Annotated in this window: 22 protein-coding genes and 1 pseudogene; 14 read left to right on the top strand and 9 right to left on the bottom strand. The window is 73.5% G+C overall.

Features of this window, described 5'->3' with window-relative positions; translation table 11 throughout:
* Positions 1-50 precede the first annotated feature (50 nt).
* The 3 genes from D7M15_RS03505 to D7M15_RS03495 form a co-directional block, all read right to left on the bottom strand.
* The gene (locus D7M15_RS03505) at positions 51-677 is read right to left on the bottom strand and encodes a pyridoxamine 5'-phosphate oxidase family protein (RefSeq protein ID WP_240649114.1); all 627 of its coding nucleotides are present in this window, start codon (positions 675-677) and stop codon (positions 51-53) included.
* Between the two features lie 504 nt (positions 678-1,181).
* On the bottom strand, positions 1,182-2,198 hold the full coding sequence (locus D7M15_RS03500) for a lytic polysaccharide monooxygenase (RefSeq protein ID WP_121516135.1): 1,017 nt from the start codon (positions 2,196-2,198) through the stop codon (positions 1,182-1,184).
* Positions 2,199-2,593: 395 nt separating this feature from the next.
* Positions 2,594-2,833 carry a DUF6411 family protein gene (locus tag D7M15_RS03495; RefSeq protein ID WP_121516134.1) on the bottom strand — a complete coding sequence of 80 codons (240 nt, stop codon included), beginning with the start codon at positions 2,831-2,833 and terminating at the stop codon, positions 2,594-2,596.
* Positions 2,834-3,248: 415 nt separating this feature from the next.
* Here D7M15_RS03495 and D7M15_RS03490 point away from each other — a divergent pair, with 415 nt between their 5' ends.
* The 7 genes and pseudogenes from D7M15_RS03490 (at position 3,249) to D7M15_RS03460 (ending at position 11,073) form a co-directional block, all read left to right on the top strand.
* Entirely contained in the window at positions 3,249-4,385 is a 1,137-nt protein-coding gene (locus D7M15_RS03490; RefSeq protein ID WP_206337314.1) for a phospholipase D-like domain-containing protein, read from the top strand.
* 505 nt (positions 4,386-4,890) lie between these two features.
* On the top strand, positions 4,891-5,874 hold the full coding sequence (locus tag D7M15_RS03485) for a tripartite tricarboxylate transporter substrate binding protein (RefSeq protein ID WP_121516132.1): 984 nt from the start codon (positions 4,891-4,893) through the stop codon (positions 5,872-5,874).
* Positions 5,875-6,155: 281 nt separating this feature from the next.
* A pseudogene (locus tag D7M15_RS29485) lies at positions 6,156-6,638 on the top strand (tripartite tricarboxylate transporter TctB family protein); the annotation flags it as partial.
* 5 nt (positions 6,639-6,643) lie between these two features.
* Complete coding sequence (locus D7M15_RS03475) at positions 6,644-8,215, top strand: tripartite tricarboxylate transporter permease (protein WP_121516131.1); 1,572 nt, start codon at positions 6,644-6,646, stop codon at positions 8,213-8,215.
* A 62-nt stretch (positions 8,216-8,277) separates the two neighbouring features.
* Positions 8,278-9,048 carry an isocitrate lyase/phosphoenolpyruvate mutase family protein gene (locus tag D7M15_RS03470; protein ID WP_121516130.1) on the top strand — a complete coding sequence of 257 codons (771 nt, stop codon included), beginning with the start codon at positions 8,278-8,280 and terminating at the stop codon, positions 9,046-9,048.
* A 117-nt stretch (positions 9,049-9,165) separates the two neighbouring features.
* Positions 9,166-9,621, top strand: coding sequence for a TIGR03618 family F420-dependent PPOX class oxidoreductase (locus D7M15_RS03465; RefSeq protein WP_121516129.1), 456 nt, complete (start codon positions 9,166-9,168; stop codon positions 9,619-9,621).
* 147 nt (positions 9,622-9,768) lie between these two features.
* Positions 9,769-11,073: an FAD-dependent monooxygenase gene (locus D7M15_RS03460; RefSeq protein WP_121516128.1), complete on the top strand. Its 1,305-nt coding sequence runs from the start codon at positions 9,769-9,771 to the stop codon at positions 11,071-11,073.
* Between the two features lie 63 nt (positions 11,074-11,136).
* Here the strand turns inward: D7M15_RS03460 and D7M15_RS03455 are convergent, their stop codons facing one another.
* Positions 11,137-11,946: a class III extradiol ring-cleavage dioxygenase gene (locus tag D7M15_RS03455; protein ID WP_121516127.1), complete on the bottom strand. Its 810-nt coding sequence runs from the start codon at positions 11,944-11,946 to the stop codon at positions 11,137-11,139.
* An 83-nt stretch (positions 11,947-12,029) separates the two neighbouring features.
* Complete coding sequence (locus tag D7M15_RS03450) at positions 12,030-12,581, bottom strand: DoxX family protein (RefSeq protein ID WP_121516126.1); 552 nt, start codon at positions 12,579-12,581, stop codon at positions 12,030-12,032.
* A 103-nt stretch (positions 12,582-12,684) separates the two neighbouring features.
* On the opposite strand from D7M15_RS03450, the gene D7M15_RS03445 reads away from it, so the two are divergent.
* Positions 12,685-13,140 carry a MarR family transcriptional regulator gene (locus D7M15_RS03445; protein ID WP_121516125.1) on the top strand — a complete coding sequence of 152 codons (456 nt, stop codon included), beginning with the start codon at positions 12,685-12,687 and terminating at the stop codon, positions 13,138-13,140.
* A gap of 138 nt (positions 13,141-13,278) precedes the next feature.
* Positions 13,279-13,656: a GntR family transcriptional regulator gene (locus tag D7M15_RS03440; protein ID WP_121516124.1), complete on the top strand. Its 378-nt coding sequence runs from the start codon at positions 13,279-13,281 to the stop codon at positions 13,654-13,656.
* A 57-nt stretch (positions 13,657-13,713) separates the two neighbouring features.
* Here the strand turns inward: D7M15_RS03440 and D7M15_RS03435 are convergent, their stop codons facing one another.
* Together D7M15_RS03435 and D7M15_RS03430 are read right to left on the bottom strand one after the other, a co-directional pair.
* On the bottom strand, positions 13,714-14,343 hold the full coding sequence (locus tag D7M15_RS03435; protein ID WP_121516123.1) for a hypothetical protein: 630 nt from the start codon (positions 14,341-14,343) through the stop codon (positions 13,714-13,716).
* A gap of 178 nt (positions 14,344-14,521) precedes the next feature.
* Positions 14,522-15,673, bottom strand: a complete 1,152-nt coding sequence (locus tag D7M15_RS03430) for a DUF5925 domain-containing protein (RefSeq protein ID WP_206337313.1) — start codon at positions 15,671-15,673, stop codon at positions 14,522-14,524.
* A 170-nt stretch (positions 15,674-15,843) separates the two neighbouring features.
* Here D7M15_RS03430 and D7M15_RS03425 point away from each other — a divergent pair, with 170 nt between their 5' ends.
* Entirely contained in the window at positions 15,844-16,110 is a 267-nt protein-coding gene (locus tag D7M15_RS03425; protein ID WP_121520149.1) for a hypothetical protein, read from the top strand.
* 200 nt (positions 16,111-16,310) lie between these two features.
* On the opposite strand, the gene D7M15_RS03420 is transcribed toward D7M15_RS03425, so the two are convergent.
* A complete protein-coding gene (locus D7M15_RS03420) occupies positions 16,311-17,069 on the bottom strand; it encodes a GntR family transcriptional regulator (protein WP_121516121.1) in 759 nt (252 codons plus the stop codon).
* 41 nt (positions 17,070-17,110) lie between these two features.
* Complete coding sequence (gene hmgA, locus D7M15_RS03415; RefSeq protein ID WP_121516120.1) at positions 17,111-18,463, bottom strand: homogentisate 1,2-dioxygenase; 1,353 nt, start codon at positions 18,461-18,463, stop codon at positions 17,111-17,113.
* Positions 18,464-18,731: 268 nt separating this feature from the next.
* On the opposite strand from hmgA, the gene D7M15_RS03410 reads away from it, so the two are divergent.
* The 4 genes from D7M15_RS03410 (at position 18,732) to D7M15_RS03395 (ending at position 25,540) form a co-directional block, all read left to right on the top strand.
* On the top strand, positions 18,732-19,562 hold the full coding sequence (locus D7M15_RS03410; protein WP_121516119.1) for an aminoglycoside phosphotransferase family protein: 831 nt from the start codon (positions 18,732-18,734) through the stop codon (positions 19,560-19,562).
* Between the two features lie 172 nt (positions 19,563-19,734).
* Complete coding sequence (locus tag D7M15_RS03405; RefSeq protein ID WP_121520148.1) at positions 19,735-20,157, top strand: SseB family protein; 423 nt, start codon at positions 19,735-19,737, stop codon at positions 20,155-20,157.
* Positions 20,154-20,801, top strand: a complete 648-nt coding sequence (locus D7M15_RS03400; RefSeq protein ID WP_121516118.1) for a hypothetical protein — start codon at positions 20,154-20,156, stop codon at positions 20,799-20,801. The genes D7M15_RS03405 and D7M15_RS03400 overlap by 4 nt, the downstream gene beginning before the upstream one ends.
* Positions 20,801-25,540: a putative T7SS-secreted protein gene (locus D7M15_RS03395; RefSeq protein ID WP_121516117.1), complete on the top strand. Its 4,740-nt coding sequence runs from the start codon at positions 20,801-20,803 to the stop codon at positions 25,538-25,540. Before D7M15_RS03400 ends, D7M15_RS03395 begins: the two co-directional genes overlap by 1 nt.

Below are 25,540 nucleotides of genomic sequence, written 5' to 3'. Positions count from 1 at the left end.
AGCCCGGCCCGTGGAGCCGTCGCCCCGGCCCCGCGGGCGACCCGACCGGCTCAGCCGTACAGCTTCTCCGCGTAGCGCGGCCCGTAGTACGTCTCCAGGGCTTCCAGCGACTCGTCGGGACGGTCCAGCGCCTTGGCGATACGGGCCCGGCTCGGCATCGCGTCCGGCTCCCAGGATTCCGGCTGCCAGGTGGCGGAGCGCAGGAACGCCTTGGAGCAGTGGTGGTAGACCTCGTCCACGTCGACGACGATCGCGAGCTTCGGCCGGTTGCGCCGTACGACCATCTCGTCGAGGAACGGCGCCTCCCGTACGATCCGGGCCCGTCCGTTGATCCGGAGGGTGTCGCCGCGGCCGGGGATCAGGAAGATCAACCCGACGCGCGGGTTGGCGAGGATGTTGCGGAGGGTGTCGATCCGCCTGTTGCCGGGGCGGTCCGGGATCGCGAGCGTACGGTCGTCGAGGACCTTGGCGAAGCCCGGCGGATCGCCCTTCGGGGAGACGTCGCAGCCGCCGTCCGCGTCCGAGGTCGCGATCAGGCAGAGCGGCGAGCGGGTCAGCCACTCGCGGTCGAGCGCGTGCAGCGCGGGGCGGGCCTTGTCGAGGGTGTGCCGGGCGGGTTCGCCGACGAGTTCACGGAGTTCGGACTGGGACGTGACCTCCACCATCTGTGTCGTCATGCGTCCGATCCTAGGCGCGCGCCCCCGGCGCTCCCAGACGCGCGCCCGCACCGACACGTCCCGCCGGACCGCCCTCTCCGCGCCGTGCCACGCCGCTCCCTCGGGGCCTGGGCCGGGCCCGTACGGCGTGGTCGTGCGGAGAGGGCGGCACCCCCCCTGGGAAGGGCCGGGCGGCCGTGGTCGTCGGTGACGCACGCCGTGGGGGACGCGCGCCGCGCGGGGGACGTACGGGCCGGACGCGTACGGGGTGGGGGACCCGTACGCGTCCGGCCCGTACGAGATGTGGGACCGGCGCCGCCGCCTTGTGAGCACGCGGAGTGGGGCGGCGACGCCGGTCGCACGGCCGTACGGCGGGCTGGTGCCGTACGGAGTCTGCCGTGCCCCGGTGGGGGTCCGTCGCGTCCGTCGTGGGGCCGGGCGGGACGGCGGGGGTGGGGCGGTGGAACGTGGGGCGGGTGGTGCGGTCGGGGCCGACCCGGTGGGGGGGTGGGCCGACCCCGACCGTCAGGCGCGGCGGCGGCGCATCGTCGCGAAGACGACGCCCGCGCCGACCGCGAGTACCGCGGCGCCGCCGATGGCGATACCGGTGGTGCTGTCGTCGCCGCCGGTCTCGGCCAGGTTCGGCGCCTTCTTCTCGGCGCCCTCGACCTCCTTCGCGCCGCCGCCGTTCGGCCGCACGCCCGACTCGTCGGCGCCCGCGGCGCCGTCGTCGGCGGAGTGCCCGTCGTGGGAGCCGTGCGCGTCACCGCCGTGACCGTTGTGGTCGACCGTCGACTTGTCGCGCTCCGCGGCGATCTGCTCGTCGGAGGGTGCGGCGGGCGCCGCACCGGCCTCCGCCGCGTCCGCGCCGTCGTCGGCCTTGGCGCCGGAACCGCCGAAGTCGACGTCGGAGCAGGTGTAGAACGCCTCGGGGCTGTCCGAACGCTGCCACACGCTGTAGATCAGGTGGCGCCCGGAGCGCTCGGGGATCGTCCCGTCGAAGACGTACGAGCCGCTCTCCAGCGCCGGGTTGGTGACCTCCGCGAACGGCTCGGCCTCCAGGTCGGACCACTTGAGCGGCTTCGTCGGGTCGTAGCCCTCCTTCGTCATGAACATCTGGAAGGTGCCCTTGTGGGGGGCCGTCGCCTTGTACGAGAAGCTGTGCGGGCCCGACTTCACGTCGCTCGCGGGCCAGTCCGCGCGGGGCAGGTCCAGGCCCTTGTACTTGTCGCGGCCCGCGCTGCACAGCTCGCCGTCCGGGATGATCTCCCGGTGCTTGCCGGCGGCGTCCGCGATGTTCACCTCGTTCCAGTCGTAGAACGCCTGCGTGCCGCTGGCCGCGACGGCCGCCTTGCACGCGGCCGACTGCGGGTTCTCCGGGCCCTCCGCGAAGCAGGCCGACACCCGGCTCACCGGGTCGGTCATCGAACCGTGCGAGGTCGCGGTCTCCGCGGTCGTCAGGATCAGCGCGAGCGGCGCGATGCCGCACGCCGCCGTGCGGACGGCTACCCGGCGGGCGGTCTCGGCGCCCTGCCCTGTCATGGCTGTCCGAGCGCTCATCGTGGGGACTCCTTCGGCTGCTGCGGGGGGTGCGTCATCGATCAGCACGCTAGCCGTGGAATTCGCGCGGAGGCCGCTCTTACGGAGGGCTTAAGGAAGCGATGACGGGCAGCTAAGGCTTCGGCCGTCGAAGGCGCCCGACGGAGGAGTCCGTACCCTGACATGTCCGGACACGCGCCTCGGCCCGTCTCTGACCGGTCCGCCGCCGCCGCGCGCCATGCCGTACGTCAACTCGCGTGCGAGGGAAGGGAGTTCCCGTACGCGGAGTTCCCGCACGCGCCCCGCGCCGTACGGGCCCACGCGCCTGGGGCCGTACGGGCCTCACGCCCGTACGGCCCCAGGTCCGTATGCCTGCCGCGCCTCCGCCGCGTCCGGGGTCAGAACGGCATGCGGCCGCGACCCCGACGGCCCGCCGCACCGCTGCGCGAGACCGCCTTGGAGCTGCTGCGGAACGGCTTGCTGAGCAGGCGGCCCAGCGGGCCGGGCGCCTTGCTGCCCGCCCTGGAGCCGAGGCCCAGGGTGCGTTGGGTGCCGCGCTCCGGGTGCCGCGAGAGTCGCGGCACGAAGAAAGCGAGCACGGCGAGTACCGCGCAGACGACGACGATGCCGATGACCATGGGGCCTCCCGAGTCGACCCTTGTGAGGGTGTGTGGGCACCGGGTGCCCCGCCGCGCCCGTTCCATGCCGCCGCGGCACGGCCGTTTCGCCGCGCGGCACATATCGGCCACCGCTCGCATATGCCCGTCACCTGGCCGTCCCCGGGTGCGGGTACCATCGGCTGCCGCCAGCCAACCCCCGCCGGGCCGCTCCCGGTTCCGGGGTCCCCGTCCGTGTCGGTGAGGTGACGTGATGACCGCGCAGGAAACCCCGCAGGCGCCGGAGTCCCCGGAGCGGAGACCCCGCACGCCCGACACCCCGGAGGCACCCGGTGCCCCCGGGTCTCCCGAGGCCCCCGGGGCTGCGGGTGCTCCCGGTGCGACGGGCGCACCGGGACCGCGGGCCGCCGTCTCGGCCGAGGACCGCGCCGTCCGTATGCGACGGCGGCTGGAGCGGCTGATCGGCATCGCCGCGACCGACGGGAACGCGATCGTCCCGCTGCGCAACGGCGACGAGATCTTCGCCGCGATGCTCGCCGGAATCCGTTCCGCCCAGCACACGGTCGACATGATGACGTTCGTGTACTGGACCGGCGACATCGCCCGGGAGTTCGCGGAGACGCTGGCCGAACGGGCCCGCGCCGGGCTGCGCGTACGGCTGCTGCTGGACGGCTTCGGCAGCCGGCTGATCGACGCCGAGCAGCTGGCGGAGATGGAGCGGGCCGGGGTGCAGGTGGCCTGGTTCCGCAAGCCGCTCTACCTCTCCCCGCTGAAGCAGAATCACCGTTGCCACCGCAAAGTTCTCGTCGTCGACGAACACACCGCGTACACCGGCGGGGTGGGCATCGCGCAGGAGTGGTGCGGCGACGCGCGCAACGAGAACGAGTGGCGCGACACCCACGTCGAGGTCCGCGGCCCCGCCGTGGACGGCATCGCGGCCGCCTTCGCGCAGAACTGGGCCGAGTGCCACGAGGCGCTGTTCGACGAGCGCGACCGCTTCTCCGAGCACGGACGGCACGGCGACGCCGTGGTGCAGGTGGTGCGCGGCTCCGCGAGCTTCGGCTGGCAGGACATGCAGACCCTGATCCGCGTCATGCTCGAATCGGCGGAGGAGCGCTTCCGGCTGGCCACCGCGTACTTCTCCCCGGACACGTACTTCGTCGAGCTGCTCTGCGCCACGGCGCGGCGCGGAGTCGAGGTGGAGATACTGCTGCCGGGGCCGCACACCGACAAGCGCGTGTGCCAACTGGCGGGCCAGTGGCACTACGAGGACCTCATCGCGTGCGGCGTACGCATCCACCAGTACCAGCCGACGATGATGCACGCGAAGGTCATCACCGTGGACGGGGTGGCGTCCCTGATCGGCTCGACGAACTTCAACCGCCGCTCCCTGGACCACGACGAGGAGGTCATGCTCGCCGTCCTCGACCAGGGGCTGACCGCGACCCTCGACGCGCACTTCGAGGAGGACCTGGCGCACAGCGAGCTGATCTGCGGTGTCCGCTGGCGCAAGCGTTCACGGCTGCAACGGATGCGCGAGGCGTCCGTGGTGCCGATCCGCCGCTTCCTGTGAGCCGCCCCCGGTGAACCCGGGCGGCGAGGTCGCCCCCGCCGGGGTGGGCGGTGAACGCGCCCCGCACCCCGGCCGGTTCCTCCCCGCCGGGGTCGCCCGCGCGGTTCCCGTCGTCGCCGAGTGCCAGGTCGCGGGTGCCGTCGCCGCCGAAGTCCACCGAGGGCGTACGCGTTCCCGCGCCGCGTTCCCCGCGCCGCGGCTCCTCGCCCTCCGGCGACGGCCCGCTGCCGCGCCGTTTCCGGAGAGGCCCCCGGCCGTCACGGAAGGGGCGCCCACGGCCCGTACGGGCGCCCCGCGTGCCGGTGCGCGAGGCCGGGGACGGCCGCGAACACAACGACCACAACTCTCCTTAAGACCAGAAGCGAGACAGCGGCCCCCGCCGTAGGAAACATGTGGGCGGTCTCACACCCCACGTGCGGCCGCCCGTTCCCGACGGGTCGTCGCCCTCGTTCCTCCCCGCGTACCACCCGTCCCCCTCCCCCTCGTACGGAAGGCGGTGTCACACGTGCGACCGCGTACCCTCCTCGCTCTGCTCGGGGCGGCGCTGCTCGTGTTCGTCGGGCCGCCGCTGCTCACCACGGGCGACGGCGCCGAGACCGGCACCAACATCCCCGGCCTCCAGATCATGGTCCCCAACACGCCGGGCGGCGGCTACGACATCACCGCCCGTACGGCGGGCAAGGACGCCGAGGACGCCGGGCTCAACCACAACATCGAGGTCTTCAACCTCCCCGGCGCGGGCGGCACCGTCGGCCTCAGCCGACTCGTCAACGAGCGCGGCAACGGCAAGTTGGCCATGCTCATGGGCCTCGGCGTGGTCGGCGCGGCGGAGACCAACCACTCGCCGTCCACGCTCAGCGACACCACGCCGATCGCGCGCCTCGTCGAGGAGCCGAACATCGTGGTCGTCGCGAAGGACTCGAAGTACCGGACGTTCGAGCAGTTGCGCGCCGACTGGGCGAAGAAGCCCGGTTCGGTGCCGGTCGGCGGCGGCTCGTCGCCCGGCGGGCCCGACCACCTGGCGCCGATGATGATGGCGCGCGCCGCGGGCATCGAGCCGAAGGACGTCAACTACGTGCCCTTCGACGGCGGCGGCGAACTCCTCGCCTCCGTCCTCGGCGGCAAGGTCGCCTTCGGCGTCTCCGGCCTCGGCGAGTACCGCGACCAGATCGAGTCCGGCGAGCTGCGGCTGCTGGCGGTCACCGGCCCGAAGCGGACGGCGGAGTTCGACGCGCCGACCCTCAAGGAGGCGGGCCTGGACGTCGAGTTCACCAACTGGCGCGGTGTCGTCGCCCCGCCCGGCCTCGACGACCAGGAACGCGACCGGCTGATCCGCTTCTTCCGCAAGCTGCACGGCACGGAGGAGTGGCGCGACTCGCTCGAGCGGAACGGCTGGGACGACGCCTTCCAGACGGGCGAGCGGTACGGGCGCTTCCTGACCGCCCAGGAGAAGCGCGCCGACTCGGTGCTGAAGGAGCTGGGACTGTGAACGACCCGATCGGAAAGGGCGCCGGAGAGGGTCCCGAGGACGCGCCCGCGACCGGCACCCCCGCCGCTCCCGAGGCCGAGCCCGTACCGGCCGCCGACTCCGCCGCCGCCTCCGCCACCGCGCCCGTACCGTCCGACCCCGGAACCGGAACGGCCTCCGTACCGTCCGACGACCGACCACTCCCCAACGGCGCCCCCTCCCCCCAGGGCGCCACCGTCCCCGACGGCGCGGCAACCCCCCGTAGCGCCGTCGGGGACGGCCCCACCGGCTGGCGGGCCGCACTGCGCGGCCGGTCCGAACTCGGCCTGTGCGCGCTGTTGTTCGCCGTCGGCGTCCTCGTCCTCGGCGACGCCCTGACCATGGACACCAGCTTCGCGCAGCGCGGCCCCGTCGGTCCCAAGACCGTTCCGTACGTGGTCGGCGCCGGGCTGCTGCTCGTCGCCGTACTGCTCGCCGTGGACGTCCTCCGCGGCGGCAGGGGCGAGGCCGAGGGCGGCGAGGACGTCGACCTCGACGAGCCGGGCGACTGGCGCACCGTCGCGCTGCTCGCCGGGATCTTCCTCGCCAACGCCGTCCTGATCGAACCGCTCGGCTTCCCCGCGTCCGGCGCGCTGCTGTTCTGGGGCTCGTCGTACGCGCTGGGCAGCCGCAACCCGCGACGCGACCCGCTCGTCGCGGCCGTCCTGTCGGTGGTGACCTTCGTGGTCTTCAACAACCTGCTGGGCGTACCCCTGCCCGGCGGCCCCCTGATGGAGGTGCTGTAGCCGCCATGGACTCCCTCAACTCCCTGCTGGGCGGCTTCGGCACGGCCCTCTCCCCGCTGAACCTGCTGTGGGCCGCCGTCGGCGTCCTCCTCGGCACCGCCATCGGCGTACTGCCGGGCATCGGCCCGGCGATGGCCGTCGCGCTGCTGCTGCCCGTCACATACGGGCTGGACCCGACCGGCGCGTTCATCATGTTCGCCGGGATCTACTACGGCGGCATGTTCGGCGGCTCCACCACGTCGATCCTGCTGAACACGCCGGGCGAGAGCGCCGCCGTCGTCGCCGCCATCGAGGGCAACCCGATGGCGCGCGCCGGCAGAGGCGCGCAGGCCCTCGCCGCCGCCGCCATCGGGCACTTCACCGGCGGCGTCCTCGGCACGATCGCGCTCGTCGCGCTCGCGCCCGCCGTCGCCGAGCTCGCCGTCGACATCGGCGCCCCCGACTACTTCGCCATCATGGTGCTCGCCTTCGTCGCGGTCACCTCGGTGCTCGGCAGCTCACGCGTACGCGGCTTCGCGTCGCTGCTCATCGGCCTCACGCTCGGCCTCGTCGGGCTGGACCAGATGACCGGCCAGGAACGGCTCACCTTCGGCAGCCTCCAACTGTCCGACGGCATCGACGTCGTCATCGTCGCCGTCGGTCTCTTCGCGATCGGTGAGGCTCTGTGGGTCGCGGCCCATCTGCGCCGCAACTCCGCGCAGTCCATCCCCGTGGGCCGCCCCTGGCTGGACCGGGACGACCTGCGGCGCACGTGGAAGCCGTGGCTGCGCGGCCCGTTGATCGGCTTCCCCTTCGGCGCGATCCCGGCGGGCGGCGCGGAGATCCCCACGTTCCTCTCGTACGTCACCGAGAAGCGGCTCTCCAAGCACCCGGAGGAGTTCGGCAAGGGCGCCATCGAGGGCGTCGCCGGACCCGAGTCCGCGTCGTCCGCCTCCGCGGCGGGCACCCTCGGCTCGATGCTGACGCTCGGCCTGCCGACGACGGCGACGGCCGCGGTGATGCTGGCGGCGTTCCAGCAGTACGGCATCCAGCCCGGACCGCTTCTGTTCGAGCGCGAGGCCGACCTGGTGTGGGCGCTGATCGCGTCGCTGTTCGTCGGCATGGTGCTGCTGCTGGTGCTGAACCTGCCGCTGGCGCCGGTGTGGGCGAAGCTGCTGCGCATCCCGCGCCCGTACCTCTACTCCGGCATCCTCTTCTTCGCGGCGGTCGGCGCGTACGCGATCGGCGGCCAGCCCGTCGACCTGGTGATCCTCCTGGTCATCGGCCTGATCGGGCTGCTGATGCGCCGCTTCGGGCTGCCGGTGCTGCCCGCCGTGATCGGCGTCATCCTCGGCCCCGGCGCCGAACTCCAGCTCCGCCGCGCGCTCCAACTCAGCGACGGCAACCTGTCGGGGCTGGTCAACACCCCGTTCTCGGTGACGGTGTACGGGGTGATGGCGCTGCTCCTGGTCTGGCCGTGGCTGCGTCCGCTGCTCCCGAAGCGGCGCCCGAAGGCGGCCCCGGCGGCCGGCACGGACCCGACGGACGCCGGGCCGGAGGAGGCGGCGGCCACGAAGGGGCCGGACGACGCGCCGTAGCGCGTACGGCGCGCGGCGGTGCGCCGCACGCGGGTGGTGCGCGCGGGGGTAGCGTCCTCCGCATGGACTCCCGTAGCACCGTCGCGCGCGCTCAGCGCCTCCGGCAACTGCACGCCGAACACCAGCCGCTCGTACTGCCGACCGTCTGGGACGCCTGGTCCGCGCGGACCGCGGCCGCCGCCGGCTTCCCCGCGCTGACCGTAGGCAGCCACCCCCTGGCGGACTCCCGTGGCGCGGCCGACCAGGAGGGGCAGACCTTCGAGGAGGTGCTCGCCGCCGTCCGGCCGATCGTCGCGGCCGTCGACGTACCCGTGTCCGTGGACCTGGAGGCCGGTTACGGGCAGACGCCCGCGGACCTCGTCGCCGGACTCGTCGCGGTCGGCGGCGTCGGCCTCAACGTCGAGGACACCGTCCACTCCGAGGGCGGCCGCGTACGCGACACGCGCGAGCACGCCGACTACGTCGCCGGGCTGCGCGCCGCCGCCGACGACGCGGGCGTCCCGGTCTGGATCAACGGGCGCACCGACCTCTTCCTCCACGCCGCCGACCCCGCCGCCGTCCTCGACGAGGCGGTCGAACGGCTCCGGGCCCTGGAGCAGGCCGGTGCCGACAGCGTCTACCCGGTGCGCATCCAGGACGACGACGCGCTGCTCACGGCGGTGACCGGCGCCGTCTCCGTACCCGTGAACTCGACCGCCCACCCCGTGAAGCACGACCTGGAGCGCTTCCGCCGCCTCGGCGTCGGCCGCGTCACGTACGGGCCGCTGCTCCAACTCGCGCTGACGGACGCGATGACGGACATGCTCGGCGCGTGGGCGCCCCCGGCCCCCTGACCGCCAGGGTTCTCCGCCAGTGCCCTCCGCCCGGGACCGGCCGCCCGTACGCGGTCCCGGGCGGGAGCTCGCCCGCGCCGGTGAAATGACCGGACGCCCGCGGGTGTTGGACCTGTCATGACCCGCAGACCGGCACCCAGCGCGCTGTCCGACGCAGAACTCTCCGACCTGCTCGGCGCACAGCGCTTCGGCACGCTCGCCACCGTCAAACGCAGCGGCCACCCGCACCTGACCACCATGGCGTACGACTGGGACGCCGGGTCGCGCACGCTCCGCTTCTCCACCACGGCCGATCGCGCGAAGGTCGGGCACGTGCGGCGCGATCCGCGTGCGGCGCTGCACGTGCCGGGCGGGGACGTCTGGTCCTTCGCCGTCGCCGAGGGGTCGGCCGAGCTCTCCGCGACGACGGCCGTGCCGGGGGACGCCGTCGGCCGGGAGCTGCTCGCGGCGGTTCCGGAGGACGCGCGGCCGGAGGACGAGGCGGCCTTCCTCGCGGAACTGGTCACCGAGCGCCGGCTGGTCCTCCGGCTCAGGGTGGAACGGCTGTACGGGACGGCGCTCGACATCGGCTGAGACCCGGCGGCGCCCGCCCGGGTCCGGGCCGAGGTCTCCGCCCGGGCCACGTCGTCGCGGACCGGGCGGCGCAGGTGGGGGAGTGTCCCGGTACCGTGGGAGCCCGAGGATGCCGGACGCCAAGCACGCGGCCAGGGGGCGGAGTTGATGGACGAGGGCCTGCGAGTGCTGATCGCCGGGGCGGGCATCGGCGGGCTGACCGCCGCGCTCAGCCTGCACGCCGCCGGGTTCCGTGGCGGTGTCGTCGTGGTCGACCCGTGCCCGCCGCCGGTGGCCGAGGGCGCGGGGCTCAACCTCCTGCCGCACGCCGTACGGGAGTTGACCGAGCTGGACCTCGGCGAGCAGCTGGCGGAGGTGGCGGCCGAACCGCGCGAGCTGGTCTACGCCGACCGGCACGGCAACACCGTCGTGAGCCACCCGCGCGGCCGGTACGCGGGCTACCGCTGGCCGCAACTCTCCGTCCACCGCGCCGAGTTGCAGCGTGTGCTGCGTGACGCCGTACGGGACCGGCTGGGCCCGGACGCCGTACGGGCCGGGCTGGCCCTGGAGACGTACGAGCGGCGCCCCGACGGCGTACGGGCCGTGCTGCGGCGCACCGCCGCCACCGTCCGTGGCGGACCGGGGGGACGGGAGGAGGTCGACGCCGACGTGCTGGTGGGCTGCGACGGCCTCCACTCCGCCGTACGCCGCCGCCTGCACCCCGGTGAGGGCGCGCCGCGCTGGAACGGCATCCGGATGTGGCGCGGCGTCACGGAGGCGCCGCTGCCGCTGGACGGCCGCACGATGCTCGTCGCGGGCAGCTACCGGCCCGCGCGCGTCGTCGTCTACCCGCTGGCCGACAAGCGGGTCGCCTGGGTCGCGGAGGTGCGTGTCGCCGCGCCCAACGCCGTGCCGGACACCGCGCCGGAGGACGCCGACTGGGCGCGCGAGGGCCGGTTGGCGGACCTCCTGCCGCACTTCGACGACTGGCGTGTGGACGGCCTCGACGTGGTCGCGCTGATGCGCGCGGCGCCGACCGTGCTGGAGTTCCCGATGGTGGACCGCGACCCGTTGGACTCCTGGACCGACGGGCGCGTCACGCTGCTCGGCGACGCCGCGCACCCGATGCTGCCGGTGGGCTCCAACGGCGGTTCGCAGGCGGTCCTCGACGCCCGCGTCCTCGCCTGGGCCCTGGCCCGGCACCCGGGCGATCCGGCGGCGGGGCTGCTGGCGTACGAGGAGGCCCGGCGCGCCCCGGCGAACCGGATCCTCGCCGCCTGCCGCGACATGGCCGCGGACCGGGTGCTGGACACCGTCGCGCAGCGCGCCCCGGAGGGCTTCCGCCGGATCGAGGACGTGCTGACGCAGACGGAGTTGGACCGGATGCGGGCCGGTACGCGGCGGGTGACGGACGAGGACGTGGCGGCGCTCAACGCGCAGCCGTCGTGGTCGGTCGACGCCCCGCGGCCCTGACGGCGGCTCCCGACCGCTGCCGACCCGGGCGGGCCGGGGCCACTCCCGGGGTGGGGCGGCCGTTCAGCCGAACTGCACCGAGCGCTTGGCCAGTCCGCCCCAGAAGCCGTCGATGACGGTGCGCTGCGTGTCGAGCGCGGACCCGGCCGCGCCGAGCGCGACGAACAGCGGCGCGAAGTGCTCCGTACGCGGGTGCGCCATGAGCGCGGCGGGCGCCTTCCGTTCGAAGTCGAGGAGCGCGTCGACCTCGCCGCGGTCCAGGGCCTCCCGCCCCCACGCGTCGAACTCCCGTGACCAGCCCGGCGCTTCGTCCGGCCCGGTGCCCCAGCTGAGCCCGCGCAGGTTGTGCGTGAAGAAGCCGCTGCACACCACGAGCACCCCGGAGTCCCGCAGCGGGGCGAGCCTGCGCCCGAGCCGCAGCAGGGTCTCCGGGTCGAGCGTGGGCATGGACAGCTGGAGCACGGGCACGTCGGCGTCCGGGTACATCTCGACCAGCGGCACGTACGCGCCGTGGTCCAGGCCGCGTTCGGGCGCGTCCCGTACGGGCGTCACCGGACGGCCGAGCAGACCCCTCACCTGCTCGGCCAGTTCCGGCGCGCCGGGTGCCGGATACGTCACCCGGTAGTAGTGCTCCGGGAAGCCCCAGAAGTCGTACACAAGCGGCACCGTGCGGGTGGCCGACAGCGTCACCGGCGCCGACTCCCAGTGCGCGGAGACCATGAGGATCGCCCGCGGCCGGGGCAACTCGGCGGCCCACGCGGCGAGTTGCCCCGTCCACAGCGCGTCGTCCGCGAGGGGCGGTGCGCCGTGGCTCAGATACAGCACCGGCATGCGGCCGTCGCCGCCGTTCCCGTTCGCGCTGACGCCGTCCATGGCTGCCTCTCCTCCGGATCGCGGGTGTACGGGTGGTGCGGGCGTGCACGGATGGTGTGCCGGGCCGTGGGCGCCCTGCGCGGTCAGTCGCGCAGCAGCAGCACGGCCCCGGCGGTGACGAGGGCGAGCAGCACGGCCCCGGCGCCGTGCGTGAGGCGGTGGTGCCGGAGGACGGGGACGAAGGCGTCGGCGGCGTAGCGGCCGGGGCCGGTGAGGGTGAGGGCGGCGGCACCGGCGACGAGCAGCAGTTCGTACTCGACGCCGGTCGGGGCGAAGAAGCCGTCGCCCCACTTCACGGCGAGCGCGTTGAGCATGGTGCCGAGTACGGCGGCGCCCGCGAGCGGGGTGAGCAGGCCCACGGCCAGGGCGAGCCCGCCGAAGGTCTCGGTGAGCGCGGCCACGACGGCCATGGCGTCACCGGCGGGGTAGCCGACCGAGGTGAAGAACTGGCCGGTGCCGTCGAGCCCGCCGCCGTCGAACCAGCCGAACAGCTTCTGCGCGCCGTGCGCCGCCATCGTCAGGCCGAGCGCGAGGCGCAGGACGAGCAGCCCCACGTCGGTGCCGAGCGGCGGCCCGGCGAACGGGCCGTCGCCGGGGGAGTGCGGCGCGGTCGTGGTGGCGTGGGGGGACGTCATGCGGGGCCTCCTGCGGCGGTACGGGACGCGTGGTTCAAATTCGAACTATGGGGGGTGAGCGTAGCGGGTGGTTCGAATTTGAACAACCAGTAGACTGGTCGGCATGACCGAGACCAGGTGGCTGGACGAACGCGAGATGGCGGCCTGGACGGGCTTCCTGCGGGCGAGCAACCTCGTGGCCCGCCATCTCGAACAGCAGCTCCGGGAGGACGCGGGCCTCTCCCACACGCAGTACGAGATCCTGGTCCTCCTCTCCGCCGCCCCCGAGGGCGAGGTCCGGATGACGGAGCTGGCCGCGCGGCTGATCACGTCCAAGAGCGGACTCACGTACCAGGTGGGCCAGTTGGAGAAGCGCGGCCTGGTGGCCCGCCGCTCCTGCCCCACCGACGTGCGCGGCGTGCTGGCCGTGCTGACCGCCGACGGGCGCCGAACGCTGGAGGAGGCGGCCCCCGGGCACGTGGCGGCCGTCCGGGAGTCCCTGATCGACGTGCTGGAACGCGACGAACTGGCCGTCGTCGCCGAGGCGCTGCACCGGGTCGGCGCCCGCCTGGAGGGCTGAGGCCCGGCACCTCCCGTACGCGCGCCCGCGCGCACGGCCCCGGCGCGTACGGAGCCGCCGCGCGCTGGGGGAGAATCGGCCGCGGTCGCCCCCCGGCCGACGACCGCCCGAACCCGACCGGAAGCGGAGTACGTACGCGTGACCTTGCAGATCCGTATCGACACGGGCGCGGCGGACGCCCCGTACGAGCAGCTCCGCGCCCAGATCGCCGGGCAGGCCCGCGACGGCACCCTGCCCGTCGGCCACCGGCTGCCCACGGTGCGCGGTCTCGCGGGTGAGCTGGGACTGGCGGCGAACACCGTGGCCAAGGCGTACCGCGCGCTGGAGGCGGACGGTGTGATCGAGACGCGCGGCCGCAACGGCACGTTCGTCGCCGCCGCCGGTGCCGCCGCGGACCGCGAACTGGCCGACGCGGCCCAGGCGTTCGCGCGCCGCGCGCGGCGGCTCGGCCTGGACCGGGCCACCGCGCGCGCCGCCGTGGAGGACGCGCTGCGCGCGGCGTACGAGCCGGAGTGAGTCCGTCCCGTACGCCGCCGTGGAGGCGTCAGCCGCGGGCCGGGGCCCGTCGGCGGGTCAGAGCTTGTCGAGCGCCGTGCCGACCGTGCCCTTGAAGTCCGCGACGGGCGCGTCGTCGAGCGTGCCCATCTGGCCCCACGACACGACCGTCACCGTGGCGCCGTCCCGGCCGACGCCGAACAGGTGCGCGTCGTACGAGGATTCGGGGAGCGACGTGTTCGTGCCGTACACGTGCGCGCCGTCCTTCGTGTCGACCGTGCCGTAGTCCTCCCAGGAGGCGGTGCCCTCCGGGTTGTCCGCGAGCCACTCGTCGGTGCAGTTCGCGTAGCCCTCCTCCAGGGTCGCGACCAGGTCGGCCGCCTCCTGCGGGCTGTCCGTGACGACGCTGACCTGGCTCGCCTCGGTGTCCAGCTCGGTGTGGTACGAGCGGTGCCAGGTGCCGTCGCCGTCCGGCACGGACGCGTCCATGCAGAAGGGCAGCGGGTCGGGCAGGCCCTGCGTGACGCCGCCCGCGTACCAGGGCGACGACGGGTGCGGCGGCAGCTCGTCCGCCGCGAGGAACGCGGGCGCGGCGGTGGCCGCCCCCGCGGTGGCCGCCATGGCGGGCCCGGTGGTCAACAGGCCCGCGCCGGCCAGGGTGGCCACGGTCGCGGTGGCGGTGGCGAGGCGGATGGAACGAGTACGCATGTGTCTGAACCTTTCCCCCATATGGAATGTCTCGCCACGAAAGACCCACCAGGTGCCCCGTTGGTTGTACGCCCCGCCGTACTCGCGCGCGCACCTTCCGGCAGCGCCCGCGGGGGCCGTACGCCCAGCTCGCACGCCGTACGTACGCCCCGGCCCGTACGCCCCACCCCCGTACGTCCTACAGGTACAGCCCCGACTCGCCGCGCGGCTGCGTCGGCACCGACGCCGGGGAGCCGCCCCGCCGCAGCGCGAACAGCTCCGCGAGCGTCGCCCCGTCCCGCCCGACGCCGTCCGGCGTGCCGAGCCAGCCCACCGCCTCGCCGCGGGTCAGCCGCCCCACCTCGATCCGGGCGAGGCAGCGGCCGGGGCGTACGACGGCGGGGTGCAGCCGCTCCAGGTCCTCGTTCGTGGTGACGCCGACGAGCACGTTGCGGCCCTGCCCGAGCAGCCCGTCCGTGAGGTTGAGCAGCCGCGAGAGGGCCTGGCCCGCCGCGTACTTGGCCTCGCCGCGGATCAGCTCGTCGCAGTCCTCCAACAGGAGCAGCCGCCACCGCTCCTTGCCCGGCTCGGAGTCGTCGGCGCCGATCGCGATGTCCATCAGGTAGCCGATGTCGTTGAACAGCCGTTCCGGGTCCAGTACGCAGTCCACCTGGCACCAGTCGCGCCACGAGCGCGCCAGCGTGCGCAGCGCGGACGTCTTGCCCGTGCCGGGCGGGCCGTGCAGCAGGAGCAGCCGCCCGGAGATGTCGTCGGGCGTGACCTTCATCAGCTCGCCCATGGCGTCCGCGACCGGCGCCGTGTAGTTGCCGCGCACCTCGTCCCAGGCGCCCGCCGTGATCGTACGGCTGGTGCGGAACGGCCCCCGGCGCGGCGAGTGGTACCAGAAGCCCATCGACACGTTCTCCGGCTGCGGCTCCGGCTCGTCCTCCGCGCCGTCCACCGCGCGCTTCAGCTGCGCCTCGGCCAGCTCCGCGGTGACCCCGGTGACGGTGACGTCCGCGCCCTCGTTCCAGCGCGACACCAGCACCGTCCAGCCGTCGCCCTCCGCGAGCACCGCGCCGCGGTCGTCGTCGCGCGCGTCCCGCAGGACGGTGGCGCCGGGTGGCAGCAGTGTGCGGTCCTTCTTCACCCGGTCCACGGAGTGGCTGCGGGCGAAGGGCTGCTCGCCGGTCGTGAAGCGGCCCAGGAAGAGGGCGTCGATGACGTCGCAGGGCGAGTCGTTGTCGTCGACGTTCAGCCGGACGGGCAGGGTCTTCTCGGTGGGCGTGGGCGACTCGGAGGAGGGCAGGACGGGGCTCCCGTCGTCGGTGGCGCGGGGGTCGTCGGACATGGCGCCCATGATCCGGCATGCACCCTGGTCCCGCACGCGCCTTTTCGCACAGCGTTCGTCAACGCCCTTACGGGGTAGGTGAATCAAGTGCCCGGGATACCGGAGTGTCGCTGATGGGCGATAGGGTTACTCTGCCCGGGCCCAGAGCCCTCGTATGGGTGGGGAGTGACATGGAACAGATAACAGTGCGCGGCAGGGCGCGCGTACCGGCCGTGAAGTGCGGCACGGGCGCGACGAGCTCGCGCCTGGACCGACATCTGTCGGTTCTGGCCGGTCCTGCCGTACCGCAAGTCCAGACCGACGAGGCGACCACGCTGATGCGGGAGATCACCACGCGTGACCCCGTGTCGAGTCGTACGCAGATGAGGAGCGCCCGCGTGTCGGTGTTCGCTCCGCTGCGCCGACTGCGCCGGTCGATCTTCGGCGGTCGCGGCTGAGCGGCGTGCGTACCGTCAGCCGGGCGGCACGTCTGTCCGGTTGAGCGCGCACGTGTACGGCAGAGCGCACGCGTGCGGGACGCGAGGACCGAGGGGGACGGTTCTCGTGTCCCCTCCCCATGCCCTGTTCCGCACTCTCCTCCACCCCACTCGCCCCGCCCTGTCCGGATCTCCCCGGCGCCGGTCCGCGCGCACGCCCGTCACTCCGCGCGCGCGTCCACGGTGACCGTGAGGGAGAAGCGGTCCCCCCGGTAGTGGATGCGGGCCACGTCCACGACGCGTCCGGTGTGGTCGTACGTCACCCCCGTGTAGTGCAGGATCGGGCTCAGCAGCGGCACGTCCAGCAGCTGCGCCGTCTCCGGGTCCGCGAGCCGCGCCTCGACGGTGTCCGTGATGCGGCTGATCCGCACGCCCGCCCCGTCCCGCAGCACTTTCGTCATCGGCTGCCCGCGCTCCAGGTCGGCCGGGTCCACGAGCGGCGCGACGTCCGGGTGCAGCAGGTTCTCCGCCCAGTTCGTCGGCTCGCCGCTCTCCGGGTCCCGGCGCAGCCGCCGGTACGTGGCGGTCTCCGCGATCCCCGGGAAGTACGCGGCGAGTTCGGCCGGTACGGGTCCCGTACGGCACGACAGCAGCTCCGCCTCCTCGCCCGACTGCTGCGCCACGATCGCGTCCACCGAACCCAGCAGCCGTACGGTCCGCACCCGCCGCGCGTCCGCCTCGATGAACGTGCCGCGCCGCCGGTGCCGACTGATCAACCCCTCCGACTCCAGCTCCTTGAGCGCCTGGCGCATCGTCAGCACGCTGACGCCGTAGTGCTCGGCGAGCCGGTCCTCGGTCGGCAGCCGGAGCGGGGCGTCCGGCGCGCGCCCGAGTATGGAGGCGCGCAGCGACTGCGAGACCTGGTACCACAGCGGGAGCTTCCGGTTGAGTGCGAGCGAGTCCGGCGCGAACAAGGTCATGGCGGCTCCCTGGGGCCCGCGTCGCGGGCGCGCTGCTCAGGTCACGGGCGGAAGTGGCGTTCGAGGCCCTGCCACACGTCGTCGTAGCGGCCCTGGAGGTGGTCGGCCGCCATCGCCTGCGCGGTGGCCGCCACCGGCCAGCGGGTCTCGAACATGAAGGCCAGTCCATTGTCCACCTTCTGCGGCACCAGCTCCGCGCTGCTGGCCCGGTCGAAGGTCGTACGGTCCGGGCCGTGCGCCGACATCATGTTGTGCAGCGAGCCGCCGCCCGGTACGAAGCCCTCCGCCTTGGCGTCGTACGCGCCCTCGATCAGGCCCATGTACTCGCTCATCACGTTCCGGTGGAAGTACGGCGGCCGGAACGTGTCCTCGCCCACCAGCCAGCGCGGCGCGAACACCACGAAGTCCACGCCCGCCAGACCCGGGGTGTCCGAGGGCGAGGTGAGCACGGTGAAGATCGACGGGTCGGGGTGGTCGTAGCTGATGCTGCCCAGGACGTTGAAGCGGCGCAGGTCGTAGACGTACGGCACGTGGTTGCCGTGCCAGGCGACGACGTCGAGCGGGGAGTGGTCGTACTCGGCGGTCCAGAGGTTCCCGCAGAACTTGTTGACCACCTCGACCGGGCGCTCCGCCGCCCCGTCCGTGCCGGTGCCCGCGCCGCCGTCCTCGTAGGCGGCGACGGGGGCCTGGAAGTCCCGCGCGTTGGCGAGGCCGTTGGCGCCGATCGGGCCGAGGTCGGGGAGGACGAAGGGGCGTCCGTGGTTCTCGCAGACGTAGCCCCGTACGGACGCGTCCAGCGGCTCCACGCGGAAACGCACGCCGCGCGGGATCAGCGCCACGTGGCCCGGGTCCGCGCGCAGCAGCCCGAACTCCGTGCGCAGCAGCAGCCCGCCGCGCTCCGGCACGATCAGCAGCTCGCCGTCCGCGTCGCTGAACACCCGTTCCGCCATGGGGGAGTTGGCGGCGTACAGGTGGATGGCCATGCCGCTGCGCCGCGCCGGGTCGCCGTTGCCGCCGAGGGTCCAGAGCCCGGCGAGGAAGTCGGTCCCGGCGGGCGGCTCGGGCAGCGGGCCCCAGCGCAGGCGGTTGGGGTCGGGGGCCTGGTCGGTGAAGGGGGCGCCGCGGAACGTGCCGTTGTCCGACCGTACGAAGCGGGGGTGGGCGGCGGAGGGGCGGATGCGGTAGAGCCACGAGCGCCGGTTGTGCGCCCGGGGCTCGGTGAACGCCGAACCGCTCAGTTGCTCCGCGTACAGGCCCAGCGGCGCGCGCTGCGGGGCGTTCCGGCCGACGGGGAGGGCGCCGGGCACGGCCTCGCTGCTGTGCTCGTTCCCGAAGCCGGAGAGGTACTCCAGTCTCTCCGCCGCCTTGCGCGCCTGCTCGATACCGCTGCTCATCGCGACCTGCTCCCGCCGTCTGGGACTCCTGCGCCGTACAGGGATTCCTGTGCTCGACCATAGGAATGGCGGGCGCCCGCGTCAACGCTCCCGGCGGAACGGGGTACGGGGTACGGGGTGCGGGTGGCGTGGCGCCTGCGTGCGGGCGGCGGGGAAAAGGGGGAGCCGGGTGCGGGCGCGCTTGGTACGGTGCGCGGGCCGCGCGCCGCCCGAGGCGCGCGACGGCGGGTCGTGACGGCGGGTGCTTCGTGGAGGGGCGGGCGCGAGGATGCGGACGACGGAGGCGCGGCGCGCGACGGCCGCCGCGCGGGCGGTCGCCTCGTCGCTCGGCCTGGCGGCCGAGGACGCGACCGTACTGAACGACTCCAACAAGCTGACCCTCCGCCTGCGGCCCTGCGACGTACTGGCCCGGGTCGCGCCGCCCACCGACCGGAGCGCGCCGTTCGAGCTGCGCGTCGCCGGGGCGCTCGCCGCCGCCGGGTGCCCGGTGGCCGTACCCGACCCCCGGGTGGAGCCGCGCGCGTACGAACGGGACGGCTTCACCGTCACGCTGTGGACGTACCACGAGCCCGTCGCCCCGCACGGCGCGCTCGCCCCGGCCGACTACGCCGACGCGCTGCACCGGCTGCACGCGGGGTCGCGGGGCGTGCACATCCCCGTGCCGCACTTCACCGAACGGATCGCGGTGGCACGGGAGTTGGTGGCGAACCGCATCGAGACCCCGGCGCTCGCGGACGGCGACCGGGAGCTGCTCGCGGACACCCTGGAGAGCACGGCACGCGCGATCGACGTGCGCGCCGCCCCCGAACAGCCGCTCCACGGCGAACCGCACCCGGGCAACCTGCTCGCGACGGTCGACGGGCCGCTCCTCATCGACCTGGAGACGGTGTGCCGGGGGCCCGTCGAGTTCGACCTCGCCCACGCGCCGGAGGAGGTCGCCGCCCACTACCCGGGCGCCGACGCCTCGTTGCTGCGCGAGTGCCGCCTCCTGGTCCTGGCGATCATCACCACGTGGCGCCACGACCGGCGCGACCAACTCCCCGACGGGCGACGGCTGGGCGAGGAGTGGCTGACCCGCATCCGTACGGCCCGCACCTGACGCGAACGCCCCACTCCTCCGCGTTCGCCGCCCGGAGGGGGCAATTCCCCTGGTGACGGTGCGCTAGCACAGAGGTACGGTCGGGTGGTTGCCTCCGGTGGGCGTTCCCGGCGGGGGACGGCGTGGCCGGGTGGACGTGACCGGTGGCCGGTGGTGTGACGGGGGAGTGGTCGTGGTGTTGGCGGAGCGGATAGCCGCTGTGCGCGCGGGTTCGGGTGAACCGGCGGAGCTGGTGGGGGAGTTGCGGCGTACGGCGGTGTTGGTGCCGGTCGTCGAGGACGGGTTCATGTCGGCGGTGTTCGGCGGGGTCCGCTGGGTCTACGCGTTCACGGACGAGGAGGCGTTGGCGCGTTTCGCGTTGGCGCGGGGAGCCGCGCCGGACGAGGCGTGGGACTTCGTCGCGGTGCTGGGCGCGCGGTTGTTGGACGTGGTCGTGCCCGCGTGCGACGGTCCGGCCGGTGTGGCGGTGGACGTGGCGGACGAGGACGCGTCGATGCTGTTCCCGCCGGTGGCGGGGATCGTGCCGGACGCGGTGGCCGTCGACGTGGACGAGGACGGGCGCCGCGTCGCGGGTGACGCGGGGGCGGCCCGGTGAGTGACGACGGGGATCTGCGGTTCGACAAGGAGTCCCTGAACCTGATCACCAAGGGCCTCAACGACGCGATCGGTGAGTTGAAGTCGGCCGGTGGCGGGGCGACGGGGTCGTTGCAGGGCAGTGGGTTCGACGCGATGTCGCTGTCCAAGAGGGAGGCGGGGGACAAGGGCGTCGCGGACGACTTCGAGGGCTTCTGCGAGCGCTGGGAGTGGGGCGTACGGGCGTTGGTGCGGGACGCGAACGCGCTCGCGCGGAAGCTGGGGCTGGCGGCGGGGATGGTGCACGCGGAGGACCAGTACTGGCAGGGCACCTTCAAGGTCGGCGTGAACTCCCTGGTGGGGAACCCGCACGCGACGGAGGAGGAGGTCACCGGGCAGAGCTGGCGCGAGACGCTGACGCCCGGCTACCTGGACCCGGACTACAGCGCGGACTCCTTCGAGCAGGCCCGGCAGGACATCGGGCAGACGTGGCAGGACACCGGCCGGTCGCTGACCGAGGACGGTCTCGGGGGGATGCGCACCGACCTGGTCATGGACGCGGCCGGGGTCTCCGAGGAGCAGCGGGAGGCGGCGCGGGACGAGATGTTCGGCCCGTCGCCGGAGGAACGCGCCCAGCGGCAGGGGCAGTCGGGGGATGAGGGCTGATGGGCTTCGGGGATTTCGTACCGGACCCGCTGGAGGATCTGGCGGAGAAGGGGGCGGAGAAGCTCGGCGAGGGCGTCGACGCGGCCAGTGACTGGGGCGCGGACCGGTTGGACGACGTCGGTTGGGAATCGGGTGCCGACTGGGTGCGGGACAAGGGCGATTCGGTCGCCAACACCCTGGGCGCGGACTCCGACGAACTCCAACTCGGGCAGACCGAGGACGAGAAGAAGCTGATCCACGGCAGCCCGTCCACGCTGCGGTCGACGGCGAGTCATCTCACGGACTTCAAGAAGGCGTTCACGAACGTCGGCAACGGGCTGAAGGGCCTGGACTCGGCGCATCTGAAGGGTGAGGCGGCGGACGCGTTCCGGGAGAAGGTCGCGGTCGAGCCGAAGAAGTGGTTCAAGGCGGCGGACGCGTGCGAGAAGGCGGCGAAGGCGCTGACGGACTTCGCGGGCACGGTCTCGTGGGCGCAGGGGCAGGCCAAGGAGGCCGTCGCCCTGTACGCGAAGGGCAAGAAGGCGTCCGAGACGCACGGCGCGAAGGTCGACGCGTACAACGACGCGGTCGACACGTACAACGCGAAGCCCGCCGGCGAGCGTGACCCGGACTCCCTTCCGGACAAGCCGCCGGGTACGGACCCGGGGGCGGCCGACGTGAAGGCGGCGCGGGAGAAGCTGGCCGACGCGCGCAGGCAGCGTGACGAGGCGGCGGCGCCGACGCGTACGGCGTTGCAGGCGGCGCGGGACGCGGCGCCGGACAAGCCCTCGTACGTCGAGCAGGCCCAGGACGGGATGGAAGGGCTGAACCTGTCCGCGTCGCACGTGCTGGGCGGCGCGGTCAAGGGCACGGCGGGTGTACTGAACTTCGTCCGCAGTGTGAACCCCACCGACCCGTACAACGTCACCCATCCCGCCGAGTACCTCACCAGCCTGAACAGCACCACCGCCGGGCTGGTCCGGATGACCAACGACCCGCTGGGCACGGCGAAGACGATGTACGACGGGTTCATGAAGGACCCCGCCGAGGGCGCCGGTCGCCTCATCCCCGAACTCCTGGGCACCCGCGGCCTCGGCACCCTCAAGAAGGGCGCCACCGCAGCCCGTACGGCGGCCCGGACCGAAGGCCGTACGGCACTCCGCAAGGACGGCCCGGAGCAGCACCGGAACCCGCCGGACAAGAGGCCCGCGGGCGGCACGGACCCGGTCGACCTGTCCACGGGCAAGATGTTCCTGCCCCAGACCGACGTCGTGCTCCCGGCGTCGCTCCCGCTGGAGTTCCAGCGGCACGCCGAGTCCGGCTACCGCTCCGGCCGCTGGTTCGGGCCGACCTGGATCTCCACCGCGGACCAGCGGCTGGAGATCGACGCCGAAGGCGTCGTGTTCGTCGCCGAGGACGGCCGCCTCCTCAGCTACCCCCACCCCGCCCCCGGCCTGCCCACGCTCCCGGCGGCGGGCGCCGCACGCATGCCGCTGGAACGCACCCGCGACGGCGGCTACACCCTCACCGACCCGGACACCGGCTGCGTACGGCACTTCGCCCCACCGACGGGCGGAGGCGGCAGCGGCGACGGAGACGCCCGGATAGAGGAGATCACCGACCGCAACGGCGCCCGCGTCACCTTCGAGTACACCCCTGACGGCACCCCGCTGCGCCTCGTCCACACCGGCGGCTACACCCTGCTGCTCACCACCGCCGACGGCCGGATCACCGCCCTGTCCCTGGTCGGAGCCGCCCCGGACGGCACCGACCAGGTGATCAGACGCTACGGCTACACCGACGGCGACCTCACCGAGGTGACCGGCTCCTCCGGCCCGCCGCTGCGCTTCACGTACGACGACGAACACCGCGTCGCCGCGTGGACCGACACCAACGGACACCGCTACGACTACGTCTACGACAACCTCGACCGGTGCGTCGCCGAGGGCGGCACGGACGGCCACCTGCAGATCCGTATCGACTACGGTCCCACCGACCCGGTCACCGGCCACCGGACCACGACCCTCACCACCGCGGCCGGACACACGACCCGGCACCTGATCGACGACCGTTCCCACGTCGTTGCGGTGACCGACCCCCTGGGGCACACCGAGTACACGGAACGCGACGCGCTCCAACGCCCGACCGTGTGCACGGACCGACTGGGCCGCGGCACGTCGTTCGCCTACGACGACGCGGGCAGGCTCAGCCGCGTCACCCGACCCGACGGCAGATCCACCGAAGTCGTCCGCGGCCCCTTCGGCCTGCCCGTGGAGGTCCGCGCCGTGGACGGCGCGGTGCGGCGCAGCACGTACGACGACCGCGGCAACCGCACCTCCACCACCGACCCCGCAGGGCACACCACGCGGTACGTGTACGACGCCCGCGGCCACCTCCGCGCGGTCACCGACCCGCTCGGTGGGACGACCCGCGTGTGGTGCGACGCGGCGGGTCTGCCCGTCGAGGTCACCGATCCGCTCGGCGCGGTGACCCGCTACGACCACGACGCGTTCGGGCGCCCGGTCCGGATCGTCGACCCGACGGGCGGGACCACCCGCCTGGACTGGACGGTCGAGGGCGCACTCGCCCGCCAGATCGACCCGGACGGCGCCGAGCAGACGTGGGAGTACGACGGCGAGGGCAACCGCGTCCGCCACACGGACGCCGACGGCGGCGTCACCACGTACGAGTACGGGCCGTTCGACGTGCTCGTCGCGAGCACCGGGCCGGACGGCGCCCGGCACGCGTTCCGGCACGACGCGGAACTGCGGCTCACCCGGGTGACCAACCCCCAGGGGCTGACCTGGGAGTACGACTACGACCCCGCCGGGCGCCTCGTCTCCGAATCGGACTTCGACGGGCGCACCCAGACCTACGTCCACGACGCGGAGGGCCAAGTGGTCGCCCGCACCGGCCCGCTCGGCGACACGGTCACCTTCGCACTGGACGAACTCGGCAACATCGTCCGCAAGACGGCCGGGACCGACGTCACGACGTACCGGTACGACGCGGCGGGACGCGTCCTCGACGCCATCGGCCCCGAAGCCGAACTGCGGTGGCAGCGGGACAGGTCGGGCCGGATCAAGGCCGAGCTGACCGACGACCGCGTACTGGCGTACGCGTACGACGCCCTCGGCCGACGCACCCGCCGCGTCTCCCCGACCGGAGCGGTGTCGACCTTCGCCTACGACGCGGCGGGCAACGAGACCACCGTCACCACCAACGGCCACACCCTCGACTTCCGCCACGACGCGGCCGGTCGGGAGACCGCCCGACGCATCGGCGGGGACGGCCTCACCCTCTCCCAGAGGTGGGACCCGGCCGGACAACTGATCGACCAGACCCTCACCCGCAACGGCTCCCGGCGCCTCCAGCAGCGCACGTACACCTATCGCGCAGACGGCCGCCTCGTCGGCATCTCCGACCCCGACGACGGCGACCGCAGCTTCGGCCTCGACGGAGCCGGGCGCGTCACCTCGGTCGACGCCGCCGACTGGACCGAGCGGTACGCCTACGACGACGCGGGCAACCAGACCCACGCCACCTGGCCCACCCGTCACGCCGAGCCGTACGCCGCCGGCCCCCGTACCCGTACGGGCACCCGCATCACCTCGGCGGGCCGGGTCCGCTACGAACACGACGCGGCGGGCCGCGTCGTCCTGCGGCAGCGGACCCGCCTGTCGAGGAAGCCGGACACCTGGCGCTACACCTGGGACGCCGAGGACCGCCTGAGGAGCGTGACGACACCCGACGGCACCGTGTGGCGCTACCGGTACGACCCGCTCGGCCGCCGCATCGCGAAGCAACGCCTCGGCCCCGACGGGGAGACCGTCGTGGAGCAGGTGGACTTCACATGGGACGGACCCCTCCTCGTCGAGCAGACCACCACGCGACCCGCCGCGGGCCCGGGTGCGCGCCGCCCGGTCACCCTCACCTGGGACCACCACGGCTTCACGGCGCTCGCGCAGACCGAACGCATCACGGACGAGAGCACCCAGGCCGAGATCGACTCACGGTTCTTCGCCGTCATCACCGACCTCGTCGGCACCCCCACCGAACTCGTCGACGAGCAGGGCGACATCGCCTGGCGCACCCGCAGGACCCTGTGGGGCAGCACCACCTGGGCCTCCGGCAGCACCGCGTACACGCCCCTGCGCTTCCCCGGCCAGTACCACGATCCCGAAACCGGCCTCCACTACAACCTCCACCGCTACTACGACCCCGCCACCGCCCAGTACGCCTCACCCGACCCCCTCGGCCTGGCCCCCGGCCCGAACCCGAGCGCGTACGTGCCCAACCCGCTGTTCTGGATCGACCCGCTGGGCCTCACCCGCCAGCCCGTCGGGTGGGGCGGGTCCCACTACAGCCTCCGCCCGAGCAACTGGACGGACGGCTCGGACACCAACAGCTACGAGCGCAACCACATCCCGGCGCGGGACGCGTACCTGGGGGTCGGCCAAGGCAACCTGAGCTACGGGGCGGGGCCGGCGATCCGTATGGAGTACCAGGACCACCGTGACTTCATCAGCACAGGCTCCAACTTGGAATCTCGGCACTGGCGGCGGCAGCAAGAAGACCTCATACGGCAGGGGCAGTTCGACGAGGCGATGAAGATGGACATCGACGAGATCAGGCGCGAGCACGGCACCAAGTACGACGGGGCGATCAAGGAGATGATCGACCACATGCCGCACAACAAGGGCTTTCAGAAGTACCTTTCGGACAATGGCTGGAAGATCCGTTACTGTCGCCTACAATGA

The organism is Streptomyces sp. Z26 (assembly GCF_003665095.1).
Lineage (GTDB): Bacteria > Actinomycetota > Actinomycetes > Streptomycetales > Streptomycetaceae > Streptomyces > Streptomyces phytohabitans.
The sequence above is the reverse complement of the archived record's forward strand: the minus strand, read 5'-3'. Positions and strand labels throughout refer to the sequence as shown.